Raw genomic sequence first — 16,883 nt, 5'->3', positions numbered from 1 at the left:
ATGCCATGACGTTCCGACGCGTCCGGCCACGTCGTGGCGCGGGGGCGCCGGTCAGGTGCCGGTGACCGGCCGCTCGTCACGGCGGCCGTGGCCGTGGTGGGCGAGCACGGCGTGCGGGTCGCCGCCGGTGGGCGGGTGGTCGGTGTGGACGGTCGCGGCGGTCAGCCGGGGCACGGCGTGGATCAGGGCGTGCTCGGCGTCCACGGCCAGCCGGTGCGCCCGCACCACCGACAGCTCGGCGGCGACGACGATGTCGGCCTCGGCCCGCAGGGCGTGGCCGATCCACCGCATCCGCACCTGCCCGACGTCCAGCACCCCCGCCACGTCCCGCAGCGCGGCCTCGGCCGTCCGGACGAGTTCGGGGTCGACGCAGTCCATCAGGCGCCGGTAGACCTCGCGGGCGGCGTCCCGCAGGACGAGGAGGATCGCGGCGGTGATGAGCAGGCCCACGACCGGGTCGGCCCACCGCCACCCCACCGCGGCGCCTCCCGCGCCCAGCAGCACGGCGAGGGAGGTGAAGCCGTCGGTGCGGGCGTGCAGCCCGTCGGCGACCAGCGCCGCCGAGCCGATGCGGCGGCCGGTGCGGATGCGGTAGCGCGCCACCCACTCGTTGCCGGCGAAGCCGACGACCGCGGCGGCGGAGACCGCCCACAGGTGCGTGACGTCCTGGGGGTTTATCAGCCGGTCGACGGCCGTCCACGCGGCGAGCGCGGCCGAGACGGCGATGGTCACCACGATGGCGATGCCGGCCAGGTCCTCGGCTCGGCCGTACCCGTAGGTGTAGCGGCGGTTGGCGGGCCGCCGCCCCACCAGGAACGCGATGCCCAGCGGCACGGCCGTGAGGGCGTCGCCGACGTTGTGGACCGTGTCGCCCAGCAGCGCGACCGAACCGGAGAGCGCGACGATCACCCCCTGCACGGCGGCGGTCGCGCCCAGCACGGCCAGGGAGATCCACAGCGTGCGCATGCCCTGCCGGGAGGTCTCCATCGCCGCGTCGACGCGGTCGGCGGAGTCGTGGCTGTGGGGCGTCACCAGGTGGGCGATCCGGTGGCGCAGCCGGGAGACGCCCGACAGGCCGTGGCCGTCGCTGTGGCTGTGGCTGTGGCCGTGGCCGTGGGCGTGGCCGTGCTCGTCGGGCCCGTGCCCGCCGCCGTGGCCGTGTTCGTGCTCGTGACGCCCTGGCTCGTGGCCGTGCACAGGGCCGTGTCCGTTCCCCGCCATGAGCCCACGGTGGCACGCGCGTTCGATCGCAGCAACAACCGATGTACGCACCGTGACCAGGTGCGAGGTGTTCGCAGGAGGCAGCCGGTCGCCATCCCCCTTAAGGGGGACACGGGGCCACGGCCGCGAGGGACGTGCCGCACACCGTCGTTCGGGACAATGACGCCGTGACCAAGACGGCGACCACCGCGGGGACCGCGAGCACCGCGGGCACCGCGAGACGTGGCGCCTGGGCGGCCGGGGCGGTGCTGGGCCTCGCCTCGGCCGTCGAGACGCTGTTCCGGGTGGACGGCTCGGGCGCCGACCTGGCCCTGGCGCTGCTGCTCGGCGCGGGCGCCGCCCTCCCGTTGGGCCTGGCCACCGACCGCCGCCGCAGCGCCGCCGCCGCGGCGACCGTCACGGCGGCGGCGGGCCTGCTCACCGTCGTCTACGGCGGGCCGAGCGCCGCCGGGCTGGCCGCGTTGGCCTGCGTCTGGCCGCTGCTGGCCTGGCGGAGCCTGCGGCGCTGGCGCCACGCCACCGCGGAACGGGACGCCTCGCTGCGGGCGTTCGAGCACACGCTCCTGGAGCTCACGGCCCGTGGCGAGCGGGCGCGCATCGCCCGCGAGCTGCACGACGTCGTCGCCCACCACATCTCGATGATCTCGGTGCAGGCCGAGACTGCGCGGCTGACCACCCCCGGCATGCCGGAGGAGGGAGCGCGGCGGCTGCTGGCCATCGGCGACACGGCCAGGACGGCGCTGACCGAGATGCGCAGGCTCCTCGGCGTGCTGCGGGAGGACGCCGGGGACGACGCCGGGCGCCGGCCGCAGCCGGGGTTGGCCCAGCTGCTGGAGCTGGTCGACGAGGCGCGCGCGGCGGGCGGCTGCCGCGCGCGGCTCATCGTGCGGGGCCGGGTGGCGAGGCTGGACGCGGGGGTGGAGCTGGCGGCGTACCGGATCGTCCAGGAGGCGCTGACCAATGCCCGGCGGCACGCGCCGGGGGCGGCGGTGGACGTGGAGGTGGACTACGGCGAGGACGTGCTGCGGCTGCGGGTGCGCGACAACGGCCCGGGGCGGCCGGCGGACCAAGGGACGCCCACCCGCGGCCGTGCCGCCCGGGCCGCCCGGGCCGCCGCCCGCGTGGGCGCCGGCAGGGGTGCCGCGCCGCCGCCGGGCGGGCACGGCCTGCTCGGCATGCGGGAGCGGGTCGGCACCGTCGGTGGCGAGCTGCGCACGAGGTCGGCGCCCGGCGGCGGCTTCCTGGTGGAGGCGAGGCTGCCCACGTCGGGGTCCGTGGAGCGAGCGGAGGACGTCCGGTGAGCGTGCGCGTGGTGGTGGCCGACGACCAGGAGGTGGTCCGCGCCGGCTTCGCCGCGCTGCTGGACACCCAGCCCGACCTCACGGTGGTCGGCAGCGCGGCCGACGGCGCCGAGGCGCTGCGGGTCTGCCGTGCGCGGCGGCCCGACGTCGTGCTGATGGACGTGCGCATGCCGAGGATGGACGGCATCGAGGCGACCCGCCGGCTGACGGCCCCGGACGACACCGGCACCGACGACGGCACGGACAGCGGCACCGAAGGCGGTCCCGGCGCGTCCGCCGACTCCGCCGGCCCCCGCGTGCCCAGAATCCTCATGCTGACCACCTTCGACCTCGACGAGCACGTCTACGACGCGCTGGCGGCCGGCGCCAGCGGCTTCCTGCTGAAGGACGTGACGGCGGAGCGGCTCTTCGACGCGGTGCGGGTCGTCGCCGCCGGAGACGCGCTGCTCGATCCGAGCGTCACCCGGCGCCTCATCGGCGAGTTCGCCCGGCTCCGCCCCCGCCACCCGGCCACCGCCCGCCCGCTGGCCGCGCTCACGCCCCGCGAGACGGACGTGCTGCGGCTGGTCGCCGAAGGGCTGTCCAACGCGGAGATCGCCGGCCGCCTCGTCGTCGGCGAGGAGACCGTCAAGACCCACGTCAGCCGGGTGCTGCGCAAGCTGGGGCTGCGCGACCGCGCCCAGGCGGTCGTCGCCGCCTACGAGTCCGGCCTGGTGGTGCCGCGCCCCCACGCGTGATCGAGACGTGAACGTTTCGGGGACGACGGCGCTGATGCGTGGCGTGCTCACGCGATGAACGGGATGCTCGTGATAGGTGGTCAGTACACGTTCACGCTGGTGGCACAGGTCATGCGCACTTCCTCCGCCGGGGCGGAGCAGTGCCGCCACAGGGCCGGCGGGACGCCGCCCACCGTTCACGCCCCACTCCTACGCTCCTCGTGACCACCGTGCACGCGAGTGTCACGACAAGGGGAGAATCGCCGTGGAGTGGAAACCACTGTCACGTTCGTTATCCGCGCCCACCGTCCCGCCGGCCCGTGCCGGCCGGCGTCGCCCGCCCTGGGGAAAGGCAGCCGTCACCGGCTCGGTGGCGTTCGTCATGTCCTTCGCGCCCCCCGTGGGCGTGGCGGAGGCGGCCGAGCCGCGGACCGCGCAGGCCACCAGGACCCAGCCGGCCTCCGGGGGCGGCTACCTGTCCCGTCCCGACCTCGTCCCCACGCCCCTCCTGGTCACCGAGAGCACCGGCCGGGAGGACCCCGGCCTGCTCCTGACCACGCCCTTCGGCCCCGACTTCGGCCCGCCGACGGGGGCGATCTACGACAACACCGGCGAGCTGGTGTGGCAGGGCCGGGACCACTACTCCAACCTCCAGCAGATCGTCTACGAGGGCGAGCCCGCGCTGGCCGCGCTGACGGGCGGGCGCGCCGTCGTCCTCGACTCCGGCTACGACGAGATCGCCTCCTTCGGCATGCGGGGGTACGACCTCGACTTCCACACGCTGGAGTTCAACGAGGACGGCACCAGGGCGCTCCTCGCCGCCTACGTCACCGTGCCCCACGACCTGAGCCCGTACGGCGGCCCGGCCGACGCCCGGGTGGTGGACGCGGTCATCCAGGAGGTCGACACCGCCACCGGCGGCGTCACCTTCGAGTGGAGCGCCCTCGACCACGTCCGGCCCGACGAGACCCACCAGCCCCTGACCGGCCCCCACCCCGTGGACTACTTCCACGTGAACTCGGTGGCCTACGACAGCGACGGGAACCTCCTCGTCAGCGCCCGGCACACCAGCACCATCTACAAGCTCGACATCGACACGGGCCGGGTGCTGTGGCGGTTCGGCGGCGAGAACAGCGACTTCGCCCTCCCCGACCGCGACGACGCGCCCAGCCACCAGCACGACGCCCTGCGGCTGCGCGACGGCCGGCTCGCCGCGTTCGACAACGGCGTGAGCCACCGCCCGCGCGTCTCGCGCGGCGCCGCCTGGGAGCTCGACGAGGAGACGATGACCGCCGAGCTGGTGCGGGACCTCCAGCCGCGGCCACCGCTCTTCGGCGAGTTCATGGGCTCCCAGCAACCCACCCCGAACGGCAACCAGCTCGTCAGCTTCGGCACCGCCGGCCACCTGGTGGAGTTCGACGGCGACCGCGTGGTCTTCCGCGCCCGCTTCCCGGGCACCTACACCTACAAGGCAGAACGCACCGACGACTGGGTGGGCAGGCCCACCGCCCCACCCGACGTCGTCTGGACCGCGCCGGACGAGGACGGCGAGCGGACGCTCCACATGAGCTGGAACGGCGCCACCGAGGTGGACCGCTGGCGCGTCGAGGCCGCCCGCGACGGCCGCGGTGACGGAGGCCGCTCAGGCGGCTTCCGGCCCGTCGAGACCGTGGAGCGGACCGGCTTCGAGACGACGGCCGAGGTCACCACGGACCCGCCGGGGACGGCCTGGGACGTCGAGACCCTCCGCGTCAGCGCCCTGGCCGAGGACGGCGAGGTCCTCGGCACGCGCCTGGTCACCGAGGGCGTGGACGCCCCCGTCGACCCGGCCGCCGCCCCGGCCGTCGGGGCGGCCAGCGGGGGGTGACGAGCACCACCCCGGGCCGGGCACCGGCGGCGTACGCCGGTGCCCGGCGGTCGGATTGTGCCCCCGCCCGGCATGAGACGGTCACGGATGAGGCAGGCTGGTCCTCGTGTCCGAAGCCTCCGAGATCTCCGACGCCGCCGGTAACGACCCCGGTCACGACGCCACCGGCGACCACCCCCCGGCCGAGGGGAACGACGGCCGACCCCCCGTGGGCCCAGCGGCCGGCGAGCGGGCGCACGCCCAGACCGTGCGCCGCCTGGAACAGTCCTCCGGGAAACTGGCGGCCGCCGCCATCGCCCGCATGGACCAGCAGCTGTCGTGGTACCGGGCCATGCCGCCGGAGAACCGCTCCTGGATCGGCCTGGTCGCCCAGGCCGGCATCGCCGCGTTCACCGAGTGGTTCCGCCACCCCGACGCGCCCCAGGCCATCAGCACCGACGTCTTCGGCACCGCGCCCCGCGAACTGACCAGGGCCATCACCCTGCGGCAGACGGTGGAGATGGTGCGCACCACCATCGACGTGGTGGAGTCGGCCGTCGACGAGCTCGCCGCCCCCGGCGGGGAGCGGGCGCTGCGCAACGCGATCCTCGTCTACGCCCGGGAGATCGCGTTCGCCACCGCCCAGGTCTACGCGCAGGCCGCCGAGGCGCGCGGCGCGTGGGACGCGCGGCTGGAGTCGCTGGTGGTCAACGCGGTGGTCTCGGGCGAGGCCGACGAGTCGGACGTCTCCCGCGCCGCCGCCCTGGGCTGGAAGTCGTCCGACCACGTCACCGTGGTGCTGGGCAACGCGCCGAACGGCGACAGCGAGCTGACGGTGGAGGCGATCCGACGGGCCGCCCGGTACGCCAAGCTCCAGGTCCTCACGGGCGTCCTCGGCAAGCGCCTGGTGGTGGTCGCGGGCGGCAGCGAGGACCCCGTGCAGGCGGCGAAGGCGCTGCTCGGCCCGTTCGCGCCGGGTCCGGTCGTGGCCGGACCCGTCGTCGGGGACCTGCTGGCCGCCACCCACTCCGCGCAGGCCGCCGCGGCCGGTCTGCGGGCCGTCGGCGCCTGGCCGGACGCGCCCCGTCCCGTGCACGCGGACGAGCTGCTGCCGGAGCGGGCCATGGCGGGCGACCCCGCGGCGCGGCGGCTGCTGGTGGAGGAGGTCTACAGACCGCTCCAGGACGCGGGCTCCGCGCTGCTGGAGACCCTCAGCGTCTATCTGGAGCAGGCCAGCAGCCTGGAGGGCGCGGCGCGGATGTTGTTTGTGCACCCCAACACCGTTCGCTACCGTCTGCGACGCGTGACGGACGTCACCGGCTGGCCGCCCTCGGATGTGCGATCGGCCTTCACGCTGCGGATCGCGCTGATGCTGGGCCGTCTGCAGGACGCGGCGCACCGGCACTAGGCCCGCGCAAGCATGGCCCATGCTTTGTCCGAGGGCGACAAAACCCCTGGCCGTTCTTCGTCCCTGCCGCCAGACGTCAAACCCCGGGCCCCGGGAGAGAGTGTGAGGGTGCTGGTACTCGTCGCTCCCGGCCAGGGCTCCCAGGCGCCTGGCTTCCTGCTTCCCTGGCTTGAGCTCCCCGGTGCCGCCGAGCGACTCGGCGGCTGGTCGGAGCTGCTGGAACTCGACCTCGTGCACTACGGAACGAAGGCCGACGCCGAGGAGATCCGTGACACGGCGGTGGCGCAGCCACTGCTGGTCGCCGCGGCCCTGCTCTCCGCCGACGCGCTCTTCGACGACGACACCCCCGCCCCGCGCGACGCCGTCGGCGTCGTCGCGGGGCACAGCGTGGGTGAGTTGGCCGCCGCCGCCATCGCCGGCGTCATCTCGCCGGACCAGGCGATGACCCTGGTCCGCCGCCGCGCGCTGGCCATGGCCGAGGCCGCGGCCGTCACCGAGACCGGGATGACCGCCGTGCTGGGCGGCGACCCGGAGGAGGTGGCCGCCTGCCTGGACCGGCTGGGCCTGACCGCGGCCAACAACAACGGCGGCGGCCAGATCGTGGCGGCCGGCACCACCGAGCAGCTCGCGGCGCTCGCCGCCGAGCCGCCGCAGCGTGCCCGGCTGCGTACGCTGAAGGTCGCGGGCGCCTTCCACACCCACCACATGGAGCCCGCGGTGGCGGCGCTGGCCGAGGCCGTGGCGCCCGTCGAGCCCGCCGACCCGGTCGTGAGATACGTCTCGAACGCCGACGGCGAGGTCGTCGGCGAGGGCGAGGAGGTCGTGCGCCGCCTGGTGCGGCAGGTCTCCAGCCCGGTGCGGTGGGACCTGTGCATGGCGACCTTCGAGCGGCTGGGCGCGAGTGCGATGGTGGAGCTGTGCCCCGGCGGCACGCTCACCGGGCTGGCCAAGCGCAACCTTCCCGAGGTGCGGCGCGTGGCCCTGAAGACCCCGGATAACCTGGCGGCGGCCCGCGAGCTCGTGACCGGTGCCGGCGCGGCCGCCGACGACGCCGCCGCCGAAGGACGCTAAGGAGCAGACATGCCCACGACCCCCAGGGCCCCCCGCGGCGCGCCCTACGCCCGGATCCTCGGCGTGGGCGGCTACCGCCCGGTCCGCGAGGTGCCGAACGAGGAGATCCTCAAGCACATCGACTCCTCCGACGAGTGGATCCGCTCCCGCTCCGGCATCGTCACCCGCTTCTGGGCGGACGAGAACGAGACCGTGACCGAGATGTCGCTCGCCGCCGCCGGCAAGGCCGTGGCGGACGCGGGCATCGGCGCCGAGCAGCTGGACGCCGTCATCATCTCGACGGTCTCGCACTTCAAGCAGACCCCCTCGATCGCCACCGAGATCGCGCACCGCCTGGGCGCCGGCAACCCCGCCGCGTTCGACATCTCCGCCGCCTGCGCCGGCTTCGGGTACGCGCTGACCATCGGCAAGGGCCTGATCGTCGACGGCAGCGCGCGGTACGTGCTGGCCATCGGCGTCGAGCGGCTGTCGGACCTGACCGACCTCGGCGACCGGTCCACCGCCTTCCTCTTCGGCGACGGGGCGGGCGCCGTGATCCTCGGTCCCTCCGATGTGCCGGCCATCGGGCCCACCGTCTGGGGATCGGAGGGCGACAAGGCCAACGTCATCTCCCAGACCGTCGCCTGGGACGACTGGCAGCCGGGGGAGAAGTTCCCCGCCCTCCGCCAGGAGGGCCAGACGGTCTTCCGCTGGGCCGTGTTCGAGATGGCGAAGGTGGCGCAGCAGGCCCTGGACGCGGCCGGCGTCGACGCCGCCGACCTGGACGTCTTCATCCCGCACCAGGCCAACATGCGGATCATCGACTCGATGGTGAAGACCCTCAAGCTGCCGGAGCATGTCGCCGTCGCCCGCGACGTCGCGGTCACCGGCAACACCTCGGCCGCCTCCATTCCGCTCGCCATGGAGCGGATGCTGGCGACCGGGCAGGCGAAGAGCGGCGACACCGCCCTCATCATCGGCTTCGGGGCGGGCCTCGTGTACGCCGCGACGGTCGTTACTCTCCCCTAAGCACACCCGCAGTCAAGTGAAGGCAAGTGAAGGAGCGCCGCCATGGCCGCTGAGAAGGAAGAGATCGTCGCGGGACTCGCCGAGATCGTGAACGAGATCGCCGGCATCCCCACCGAGGAGGTCACGGAGGAGAAGTCCTTCACCGACGACCTGGACGTGGACTCGCTGTCCATGGTCGAGGTCGTGGTCGCCGCCGAGGAGCGTTTCGGCGTGAAGATCCCGGACGACGACGTCAAGGGTCTGAAGACGGTCGGCGACGCGGTGGGGTACATCCTCAGCCACCAGGAGTGACCCTCCCCCACCACCCGTCGACACTCGGTCGCCACCCACGTGGGGTGGCGACGCGACGTCCCTCGACGCGACGTCCCTCATGTCCGACAAGGGGCCGGATCAGCCCCTGACGAGCGTCAGGCAGGAAGTTTCCGTGAACGCGAACAGTCGAACGGTGGTCGTCACCGGTGTCGGCGCAACCACTCCCCTGGGCGGCGACGCCGCGACGACCTGGCAGAACCTGCTCGCCGGCACCTCCGGCGTCAGAGTTCTCACCCAGGAGTGGGCGGCCGAGCTGCCGGTGCGCATCGCCGCGCCCGCGGCGCAGGAGCCGGCCGAGCTGCTCCCGCGTCCGCAGCTGCGACGCCTGGACCGTTCGGCGCAGTTCGCGCTGCTGGCCGCCCGCGAGGCGTGGGCGGACGCCGGGTTCACGGCGAAGGCGGGCGAGGAGGACTCGCCCGTGGAGCCCGCCCGCCTGGGCACGGTCATCGCCTCGGGCATCGGTGGCGTGACGACCCTCCTCGACCAGTACGACGTGCTGAAGGAGAAGGGCGCGCGGAAGGTCTCGCCGCACACGGTGCCGATGCTGATGCCCAACAGCCCGGCCGCCAACGTCGGCCTGGAGGTCGGCGCCCAGGCCGGCGTCCACACCCCCGTCAGCGCCTGCGCCTCCGGCGCGGAGGCCGTGGGGTACGCGGCGGAGATGATCCGCACCGGCCGCGCGGACGTGGTCGTGGCGGGCGGCACCGAGGCGTGCGTCCACCCGCTGCCGATCGCCGCGTTCGCCAACATGATGGCGATGTCGAAGAAGAACGACGAGCCGCTGACGGCCTCCCGGCCGTTCGACACGGCCAGGGACGGCTTCGTCCTCGGCGAGGGTGCCGGGGTCGTGATCCTGGAGTCCGCCGAGCACGCGGCGGCGCGCGGTGCCCGCGTCTACTGCGAGATGCTCGGCCAGGGCATCTCCGCCGACAGCCACCACATCGCGCAGCCCGAGCCCACCGGCCGCGGCATCGCGGAGGCCGTGCGGCACCTGCTGGCCCAGTCCGACCTCAAGCCCGAGCAGCTCACCCACGTCAACGCGCACGCGACGTCGACGCCGCTGGGCGACGTGGCCGAGATCAAGGCGCTGCGCCGGGTGCTCGGGGACGAGCTGGACCACGTCGCCGTCTCCTCCACCAAGTCGATGACGGGTCACCTGCTCGGCGGCGCCGGCGGCGTCGAGACGGTCGCGACGGTCATGGCGCTCCACCACAGGACGGTGCCGCCGACGATCAACCTCGACGAGCTCGACGCGGAGGTCGACGCGGACATCGTGCGCGGCGAGCCGCGGGCGCTTCCCTCGGGGACGATCGCCGCGATCAACAACTCCTTCGGCTTCGGCGGGCACAACGTCGTGCTGGCGTTCCGGACGGTGTGAGGCCACCGGTCCTCCTCCCCGCGGGCCCGGCTCGCGCTCGTTCGTTCTCTCCCGCAGGGGGCCTCGCGGCCCCCTGCGGGCGTTTCTCGGGGTCGGCGGCGCCGCCCTCGCTCCGTCCGGTCCGGCCCGGCACGGCACGGCCCGGTCAGGCGCGGCGCCGGCTGAGCTCGGGGAAGTCGGGGTTGGTCGCCATGATCCCGGCCTCGCCCCACCGGTTCTGGGGGATCTCGTTGATGACGACGGCGATCTTGTCCAGGGGCGCGCCGGTGACCTTGTGGGTGGCGTTGGTGATCTCCTCGATCAGCTCCCGGCACTTCTCGTCGCTCTGGTTGGGCCAGGTCGTGACGGTGATGAAGGGCATCGGTCTCTCTCCTAGTCGGTCGTGACGAACTCGTGGAAGGCGGGCTGCTGGAGCTTGAGCTGGGCGTGGATGTCGCCGCCCAGGCCGAACCAGCCGATCGCGCCGCCGTAGTTCTGCTGGTAGCTCATCCACAGCACGACGACGTTGACGATGCGGTTGGCGCCCTCCCGCCCGGGGTCCGGGAAGGGGTTGGGCATGGTCGCGTGGTACCGGGCGCGGCCGTCGGCGTCGGCGACGAACACGTTGGGCACGCCGAGCGGCCCCGGCCGCGTGGGGCCCGCGGGGTCGAGGTCGTGGGCCCGCAGCGACATCACGGTGTACAGGCTGTTCGGGATCATGCCGGCGAACTCCATGGCGAAGTCGGCGCTGCGCCGGTCCGGCGCGAGGGTGACCCGCAGCTCGCCGCGTGCCCTCACCCACTGGCCGAGGGTGACGGGCTCGGTCACCTTCGGCCCGTCCTCCGGCCTGAGGTCGGGGATCGGCGCCTGGTGGAGGGGGTAGCTCGGCCGGACGAGGGTGCCGGCGTCGGGCCGCTGCTCGGGGGCGAACACCATCGGGTAGTTCGTGCAGGGCAGCGGGAGCGGGAGGGTGTACAGCACCATCTCCCGGTCGGCCTCCGGCAGGGCGTCGTCGAGCTCCCGGACGATCGCGTACGGGACCTGCTCGCCGAACGGCGGCAGCTCGCTCTTGGGGCTGACGATCGCGGCGCCCCAGGAGCGCTCCACGGCGCCGCCCGCGCCCTCGCGGTTGATCATGCCGATCACCACGAAGTCGCCGCCCGCGTCCATGATCTCGCTCGGGGGGTAGGGCGGGCCCTGGGTGGTGATGCTGAGTTCGTAGGTGCGGGTGAGGCTCATCGTGTGACGTCGTCCCTTCCCGTCGGGGTGGATGTGGACGCGGCCGGCGCGTCCGTGGTGGGTTCTGGCAGGGCTCGGCCGGCGGGCCGCGGGGTGCCCTCGGCGGCCGGGTCGGCGGCCACGAGCCGGGCCGTGACCAGGGCCGCGAGGGCGACGCAGCCCACGCCCGTGACGGTGACCGCGCCCCAGCCGCCGCCCGACCACACGGGGCCGAGCGCGGCGCTGGAGACGCTGCCGGCGAGCAGGCAGACGAGCATGTAGAGCGAGGAGGCGGCGCCGCGCCGCTCGGCCGGCACGGTCCGCGCGAGCAGCACCAACACCGCGGGCTGGCAGGAGAAGACGCCCAGGAACAGCAGCAGCGTCCCCACCACGACCAGCGCGGTGTGGGTGGCCACCCCGAGGGTGGCGATGCCGGCCGCCACCAGGCCGAGGCCCAGCAGCACGACCCGACGCGGCGCGACCCGGCCGCTCAGCCGGCCCGCGAGCGGGGCGCCGAACACGCCGACCAGGCCGATGAGGCTGATCGCGCCGATCGCGCCCGCGCTGTGGCCGAAGGGCTCCTCCTCCAGCCGGTAGGTGAGGAAGGTGACGACCCCGAGGTAGCCGAAGAACAGCAGCACCCCGATGCCGAGGAGCCGCACCACGGGGCCGTGGCCGAACATCCGCGCCGCCGCCAGGTACGCCTGCCGCACGGGAGCGCGCGCGCCGCCGGGCAGCGGGGGCGGGGCCTTCGCGGCGGCGGGCAGCGCGAGCCGCAGCGCCAGCGCGGCCACCGCGTTGAGCACCGCGAGCAGCGCCACCGCCGTGCGCCAGCCGGTCCACTCGGCGACGACGCCCGTGAGGGAGCGGCCCAGCGTGATGCCGGCGACCGTGGCGCCGATGATCAGGCCGAAGAACGCCCCCACCAGGCCGTCGGGCGCGATGCGTGGCATCAGCGCGATCATCGCCGCCGGCACGGCCGCCGCCGCGACGCCCGCCAGCGCCAGCAGCAGCGCGAAGACCGCGAAGTGCGGCGCGTACGCGGCCACGACGACCAGGGTCGCGACCGTCGCCGCGCCCGCGCCGCCCAGCACCGTCGTCCGGACGCGGTCGGAGAGCGGGCCGAAGAGGAAGAACGCCAGCGCGTAGACGAAGCTCGCCACGCTGAAGACGAACCGCGCGTCCTCCCGGTCGACGTCGAAGGAGGCGGCGATCTCCGGGAAGACCGGCTGGGTCATGTAGATCGTGGAGACCGCGACGCAGGTCGCCGCGGCGGCCACGAGCGCGGTGCGCCAGGCCGGCGCCGTGGCGGGCGTGGCGGGCGTGGCGGGCGCGTGGGGTGCCGAGGCATCCACGGTGGACGCCATGTCGCTTCCTTCCTGTCGTACCTGTCGTTGTGCCGTCGGTGCGGGCGCGGGGCACGCGGGGCGCGGTCAGACCGCGACCGAGGCGCCGCCGTCGACGGTGATCGACGCGCCGTTGATCTGCGCGGCGCCGGGCGACACGACGAACGCGACCGCCTCGGCGACGTCGGCGGGCGAGGGCAGCGCGCCGTAGGGCGTCTTCGCCAGGAAGTCGGCGTTGACCGCCTCCGCCGTGGTGGCGAAGCGCTGCGCCAGCTCGGCGAGGGTCCGCGCCCACAGGCCGGTGTCGGTGGCGCCGGGGTCCACGACGTTGACGCGCAGGCCCCTGCCGCCGAGGTCGCGCGAGACCGCCTTGGCGAAGGCGCCGAGGCCCGCGTTGACGGCGCCGTTCACGACGAACAGCGGGTCGGGCTCGCGGCGGAAGGAACCGTTGACGAAGACGACGCGGCCGGTGCCCCGCTCCACCATGGCGCGGGCCACGGCACGGGTGAGGCGGACCGCGCCCAGCAGCTTGGCGTTGACGGTGGTGTGCCACATCTCCTCCGTCGTCTCCAGCAGCGGGGCGACGGGGCCGTCCCCGGCGGAGTTGACGAGCACGTCGACGCGGCCGAAGCGCTCCAGCACGGCGGCGACGCCGCGTTCGACGGAGGTCTCGTCGTTGACGTCGAGGACGACGGGCACGAGGCGGTCGGCCAGCGCGGGGTCGTCCCCGGCGACGCGCTTGCGGGCGGCCTCCAGGCGGGCCTCGTCCCTGCCGAGCAGCACCACGTGGGCGCCGTCGCGGGCCAGGCGCTCGACGATCGCGCCGCCGATGCCGCCGGTCGCGCCGCTGACGAGCGCGACGTCGCGGCCGGTGTCCGTGGGGGTCATCGCGCCGCTCCTCAGGCCCCGACGCGGGCGTAGATCCGGGTGTACAGGCCCCGGTCGGTGATGTAGGTGTCGCCGGCCTGCCGGACGATGTCCTGGTAGGTCGGGGTGGCGAAGACCGCCTGGTACGCGGCGGGGTCGACGGAGAAGCCGGAGACGAACAGCACGCCCGGCTCGGTGCTCAGCAGCGAGTGGTAGGCGAGGAAGACCTCGATCTCGTCGGCGCCGCGGACGACCTCGAAGATGGTGCGTTCGCGCCACTCGCGGTAGGCGTCGTGGACCGGGGGCCTGACCTCGACGTGCCGCAGCTGGATGTACGGGGTGGGCGGCAGCGGCTCGTCGGTGTCCTTGGGCGCCTCGACGAACTCGACGACCTGCCGGCGGAAGTCGCCGGCGAGCAGCGGCGCGAGGGTGGACGCGAGCCGGCGGTGGTCGGCGTCGCGGGCGGCGATCTCGGCGAGGTCGGCGATCGGGGTCAGCTCGACGAGCAGGGCGTCGTCGTCGAGGGAGCGGTAGAGCGTGGCGCCGCCGGCCCGGGTGTCGGCGTGGTGGGCCGTCCAGGTCTCGACGGCCTTGTCCGTCTCCCCGGCCCTCACGGGCACCTCGGTGACGAGCAACAGGCGTGCGGACATGACGTACTCTCCTTGTTCTCTTTCGGACTCTTCTGGTTTCTTCTCGGGTTCTCGCGGCGCTTCCCGCAGGTTCTCGCGGGCGCTTCCCGCCGCGTCGTCCCCGCCGTTTCCGTCCGGCGTCAGCCGTGGGTGGCGAGCATTCCCGTCAGGGCCCTCTCGGCTTTTCTTCGCTCGATGGTGGCGATCTTCGACAGCGGGAATCCGGAGAATCCCACCTCACCCGAGGTCACGAGTTTCCCGTTCTGGAGGATCCGGATCTCCAGCTCGAACTCCAGCTGGCGGTCGGGCCGGTCCACCGATATCTCGCGCACGACTCCGCGGACTTCCGCGGGGATCGGGAAGAGGAAACTCTGGAACGTCAGCCGCACCGAGTTCCAGACGATGTAGAAGCTGTCCAGCGGCCAGCGGTCGCGGTATCCGACCTCGAAGACGCCGAGGAAGAACTGGCGTGCGGCCTCCACGAGGACCATGCCCTGGACGTGCTCGCCCGTCTGGTGGTCCAGCAGCAGCTCGTTGTCGCCGTGGACCCTGAGGTCGGCGGCGAACTCGTGGTCGCGCACGCGGCGCAGCCCGGCGAGGACGACGTTGTCCGCGCTGTGCTTGTGCACCACGTCGCGGCCGACCGGGACCATGGCCTCGTCGGTGAAGCGCATGCGGTCGGTCAGTTTGCGTCGGTCGATGGCGGCCTGGAGGTGGGCGCGCTCGAACGCGCCGACGCCCTGCCCCTCGTGCAGCAGGACGTCGTCGAAGCCCTCGTCGTAGAAGCCGCCGTTGATCCGCGCGGCCAGACCGGAGACGGTCAGCACCTTCTCCAGCTGCGCGAAGCCAGCGAAACGGTCTGCGACAACCGTGAGATGGCTGATCATTCGCCGTTCCTCTCTATCTCTTCCGCTCCCTTGACAAGCGCGGCGGGGGCACTCAGTGACAGTAGATTTCCGACGGCATGCCACACAACTACGACAATGGGGTAGCCAAGGGGGTACCCCATGCGAGATGTCCTGCCGGGATCGCCGAGCTACCGCGTTGACGGCGCGTTATTCCGATGGGCAGAGTGACGAACGGAGATTTCGCCACCAGTGCGCCGCAGGGAAAGGAACGAGGGGATGGACGAGGACATATCCTCGCGCGAGACCGGCGGCAGACCCGCCGCGGTCGTCGCCGGTATCGGCACCTGGCTGCCGCCGCGGGTGGTGACCAACGACGACCTCGCCGCCGAGTTGGACACCAGCGACGCGTGGATCCGCACCCGCACCGGGATCGCGCGACGGCACGTGATCGACAGCGGCATGGCCACCTCGGACCTCGCCGTCGAGGCGGGTTCGCGGGCGCTGAAGTCGGCGGGCGGCCCGGACGCCGACGCGGTGCTCGTGGCCACCACCACCCCCGACCGGCCCTGCCCGGCGACCGCGCCCGACGTCGCCAGCCGGCTGGGTCTGGGCGCCGTGCCCGCCTTCGACGTGGCGGCGGTGTGCAGCGGCTTCGTCTACGGCCTCGCGGTCGCCTCCGGGCTCATCGCCGACGGCATCGCGCGCCGCGTGGTGGTGATCGGCGCCGACACCTACTCGACCATCCTCGACCCCGGCGACCGCACGACGCGGGCGGTGTTCGGCGACGGTGCCGGCGCCGTGGTGCTGCGCGCCGGAACGGCCGACGAGCCGGGCGCGGTCGGCCCGTTCGACCTGGGCAGCGACGGCTCGCTCGCCGAGCTGATCACCGTCCCGGCCGGCGGCTCCCGTCAGCGCTCGACGCCCGGGGCGCCCGTGGACCCGGGTGACCACTACTTCCAGATGCAGGGGAAGCGGGTCTTCCGGGGGGCCGTGGAGCACATGGCGCAGTCGGCGCGGAGCGTGCTCTCCCGCGCCGGCTGGTCCCTGGAACAGGTCGACCACGTCGTCGCCCACCAGGCCAACCAGCGCATCCTCGACGCCGTCGCCGAGGAGCTGGGCCTGGCGCGGGACCGCATGGTCTCGAACATCGAGCACGTGGGGAACACCTCCGCCGCCTCCATCCCCCTGGCTCTGGCCGACGCCGCCCGCGCCGGCGTGCTCCGCCCCGGGGCGCGGCTCCTGCTGACCGCGTTCGGCGGCGGGCTGACCTGGGGGTCCACCGTGCTGCGCTGGCCCATCGGCGTGTCAGCCGTCACGGGCCCGTGAACGGCGGTTCCGTTCCGTTCCGCACACGCACCGGCGGGCTCGGGGGGCTCGGACCGTCAGACCAGCCAGCCATCAGACCAGCAGAAGGAGAACCGACGGGGTATGAGTGACGTGACGACCCGGGTGACCGGGATCCTGGTGAAGAAGTTCGACCTCGCGGCCGACGCCGCCGTCGGCGGCGCGACGTTGGAGGAGCTCGACTTCGACTCCCTCAACATGGTCGAACTCGCCACGGCGCTGGAGAAGGAACTCGGCGTCGCGATCGACGAGGAGGAGCTCAGCGGCGAGCACACCGTCGCCGACCTGCTGAGCATCCTCGACGGAAAGCTCAACGGCACGCTCGGCGCCGCCGCGAACGGGGGGTGACCCCCGGCCGCCGGCACCGCCGGCCCGGACCCGTGTGGCCGCC

17 protein-coding genes are annotated in these 16,883 nt (G+C 73.8%); 10 read left to right on the top strand and 7 right to left on the bottom strand.

Annotated features, from left to right (window positions below):
- Nucleotides 1–51: 51 nt before the first annotated feature.
- A complete protein-coding gene (locus ACTWP5_RS06205; protein WP_443219720.1) occupies nucleotides 52–1,221 on the bottom strand; it encodes a cation diffusion facilitator family transporter in 1,170 nt (389 codons plus the stop codon).
- A 167-nt stretch (nucleotides 1,222–1,388) separates the two neighbouring features.
- On the opposite strand from ACTWP5_RS06205, the gene ACTWP5_RS06200 reads away from it, so the two are divergent.
- From ACTWP5_RS06200 to fabF, 8 genes are all read left to right on the top strand, one after another.
- Nucleotides 1,389–2,522, top strand: a complete 1,134-nt coding sequence (locus ACTWP5_RS06200) for a sensor histidine kinase (protein ID WP_443219719.1) — start codon at nucleotides 1,389–1,391, stop codon at nucleotides 2,520–2,522.
- A complete protein-coding gene (locus tag ACTWP5_RS06195; RefSeq protein ID WP_443219718.1) occupies nucleotides 2,519–3,259 on the top strand; it encodes a response regulator in 741 nt (246 codons plus the stop codon). Before ACTWP5_RS06200 ends, ACTWP5_RS06195 begins: the two co-directional genes overlap by 4 nt.
- A 361-nt stretch (nucleotides 3,260–3,620) precedes the next feature.
- Entirely contained in the window at nucleotides 3,621–5,105 is a 1,485-nt protein-coding gene (locus tag ACTWP5_RS06190) for an arylsulfotransferase family protein (protein WP_443219717.1), read from the top strand.
- A gap of 208 nt (nucleotides 5,106–5,313) precedes the next feature.
- On the top strand, nucleotides 5,314–6,492 hold the full coding sequence (locus ACTWP5_RS06185) for a PucR family transcriptional regulator (protein ID WP_443219945.1): 1,179 nt from the start codon (nucleotides 5,314–5,316) through the stop codon (nucleotides 6,490–6,492).
- A gap of 108 nt (nucleotides 6,493–6,600) precedes the next feature.
- On the top strand, nucleotides 6,601–7,563 hold the full coding sequence (locus tag ACTWP5_RS06180; protein WP_443219944.1) for an ACP S-malonyltransferase: 963 nt from the start codon (nucleotides 6,601–6,603) through the stop codon (nucleotides 7,561–7,563).
- 9 nt (nucleotides 7,564–7,572) lie between these two features.
- The gene (locus ACTWP5_RS06175) at nucleotides 7,573–8,571 is read left to right on the top strand and encodes a ketoacyl-ACP synthase III (protein WP_443219716.1); all 999 of its coding nucleotides are present in this window, start codon (nucleotides 7,573–7,575) and stop codon (nucleotides 8,569–8,571) included.
- Nucleotides 8,572–8,613: 42 nt separating this feature from the next.
- The gene (locus ACTWP5_RS06170; RefSeq protein WP_443219715.1) at nucleotides 8,614–8,862 is read left to right on the top strand and encodes an acyl carrier protein; all 249 of its coding nucleotides are present in this window, start codon (nucleotides 8,614–8,616) and stop codon (nucleotides 8,860–8,862) included.
- A gap of 133 nt (nucleotides 8,863–8,995) precedes the next feature.
- Complete coding sequence (gene fabF, locus ACTWP5_RS06165; protein ID WP_443219714.1) at nucleotides 8,996–10,261, top strand: beta-ketoacyl-ACP synthase II; 1,266 nt, start codon at nucleotides 8,996–8,998, stop codon at nucleotides 10,259–10,261.
- A 145-nt stretch (nucleotides 10,262–10,406) separates the two neighbouring features.
- Here the strand turns inward: fabF and ACTWP5_RS06160 are convergent, their stop codons facing one another.
- The 6 genes from ACTWP5_RS06160 to ACTWP5_RS06135 all read right to left on the bottom strand — a co-directional run bounded on the left by ACTWP5_RS06160 (nucleotide 10,407) and on the right by ACTWP5_RS06135 (nucleotide 15,187).
- The gene (locus tag ACTWP5_RS06160; RefSeq protein ID WP_443219713.1) at nucleotides 10,407–10,622 is read right to left on the bottom strand and encodes a tautomerase family protein; all 216 of its coding nucleotides are present in this window, start codon (nucleotides 10,620–10,622) and stop codon (nucleotides 10,407–10,409) included.
- Nucleotides 10,623–10,633: 11 nt separating this feature from the next.
- A complete protein-coding gene (locus tag ACTWP5_RS06155) occupies nucleotides 10,634–11,479 on the bottom strand; it encodes a hypothetical protein (protein WP_443219712.1) in 846 nt (281 codons plus the stop codon).
- Complete coding sequence (locus ACTWP5_RS06150; protein ID WP_443219711.1) at nucleotides 11,476–12,825, bottom strand: MFS transporter; 1,350 nt, start codon at nucleotides 12,823–12,825, stop codon at nucleotides 11,476–11,478. The genes ACTWP5_RS06155 and ACTWP5_RS06150 overlap by 4 nt, the downstream gene beginning before the upstream one ends.
- Nucleotides 12,826–12,891: 66 nt before the next feature.
- On the bottom strand, nucleotides 12,892–13,692 hold the full coding sequence (locus ACTWP5_RS06145; RefSeq protein ID WP_443219710.1) for an SDR family oxidoreductase: 801 nt from the start codon (nucleotides 13,690–13,692) through the stop codon (nucleotides 12,892–12,894).
- 11 nt (nucleotides 13,693–13,703) lie between these two features.
- Nucleotides 13,704–14,321: a hypothetical protein gene (locus ACTWP5_RS06140; protein WP_443219709.1), complete on the bottom strand. Its 618-nt coding sequence runs from the start codon at nucleotides 14,319–14,321 to the stop codon at nucleotides 13,704–13,706.
- Between the two features lie 119 nt (nucleotides 14,322–14,440).
- On the bottom strand, nucleotides 14,441–15,187 hold the full coding sequence (locus ACTWP5_RS06135) for an AfsA-related hotdog domain-containing protein (RefSeq protein ID WP_443219708.1): 747 nt from the start codon (nucleotides 15,185–15,187) through the stop codon (nucleotides 14,441–14,443).
- 237 nt (nucleotides 15,188–15,424) lie between these two features.
- Here ACTWP5_RS06135 and ACTWP5_RS06130 point away from each other — a divergent pair, with 237 nt between their 5' ends.
- A complete protein-coding gene (locus tag ACTWP5_RS06130; RefSeq protein ID WP_443219707.1) occupies nucleotides 15,425–16,474 on the top strand; it encodes a beta-ketoacyl-ACP synthase III in 1,050 nt (349 codons plus the stop codon).
- A 102-nt stretch (nucleotides 16,475–16,576) separates the two neighbouring features.
- A complete protein-coding gene (locus ACTWP5_RS06125; protein WP_443219706.1) occupies nucleotides 16,577–16,840 on the top strand; it encodes an acyl carrier protein in 264 nt (87 codons plus the stop codon).
- The last annotated feature ends 43 nt before the right edge of the window (nucleotides 16,841–16,883 follow it).

Source organism: Streptomyces sp. 4N509B (assembly GCF_052245655.1).
In the GTDB taxonomy this organism is placed as follows: domain Bacteria; phylum Actinomycetota; class Actinomycetes; order Streptomycetales; family Streptomycetaceae; genus Streptomyces.
Note: the sequence above shows the minus strand (reverse complement) of the source record. Positions and strands in the feature narration are given on the sequence as shown.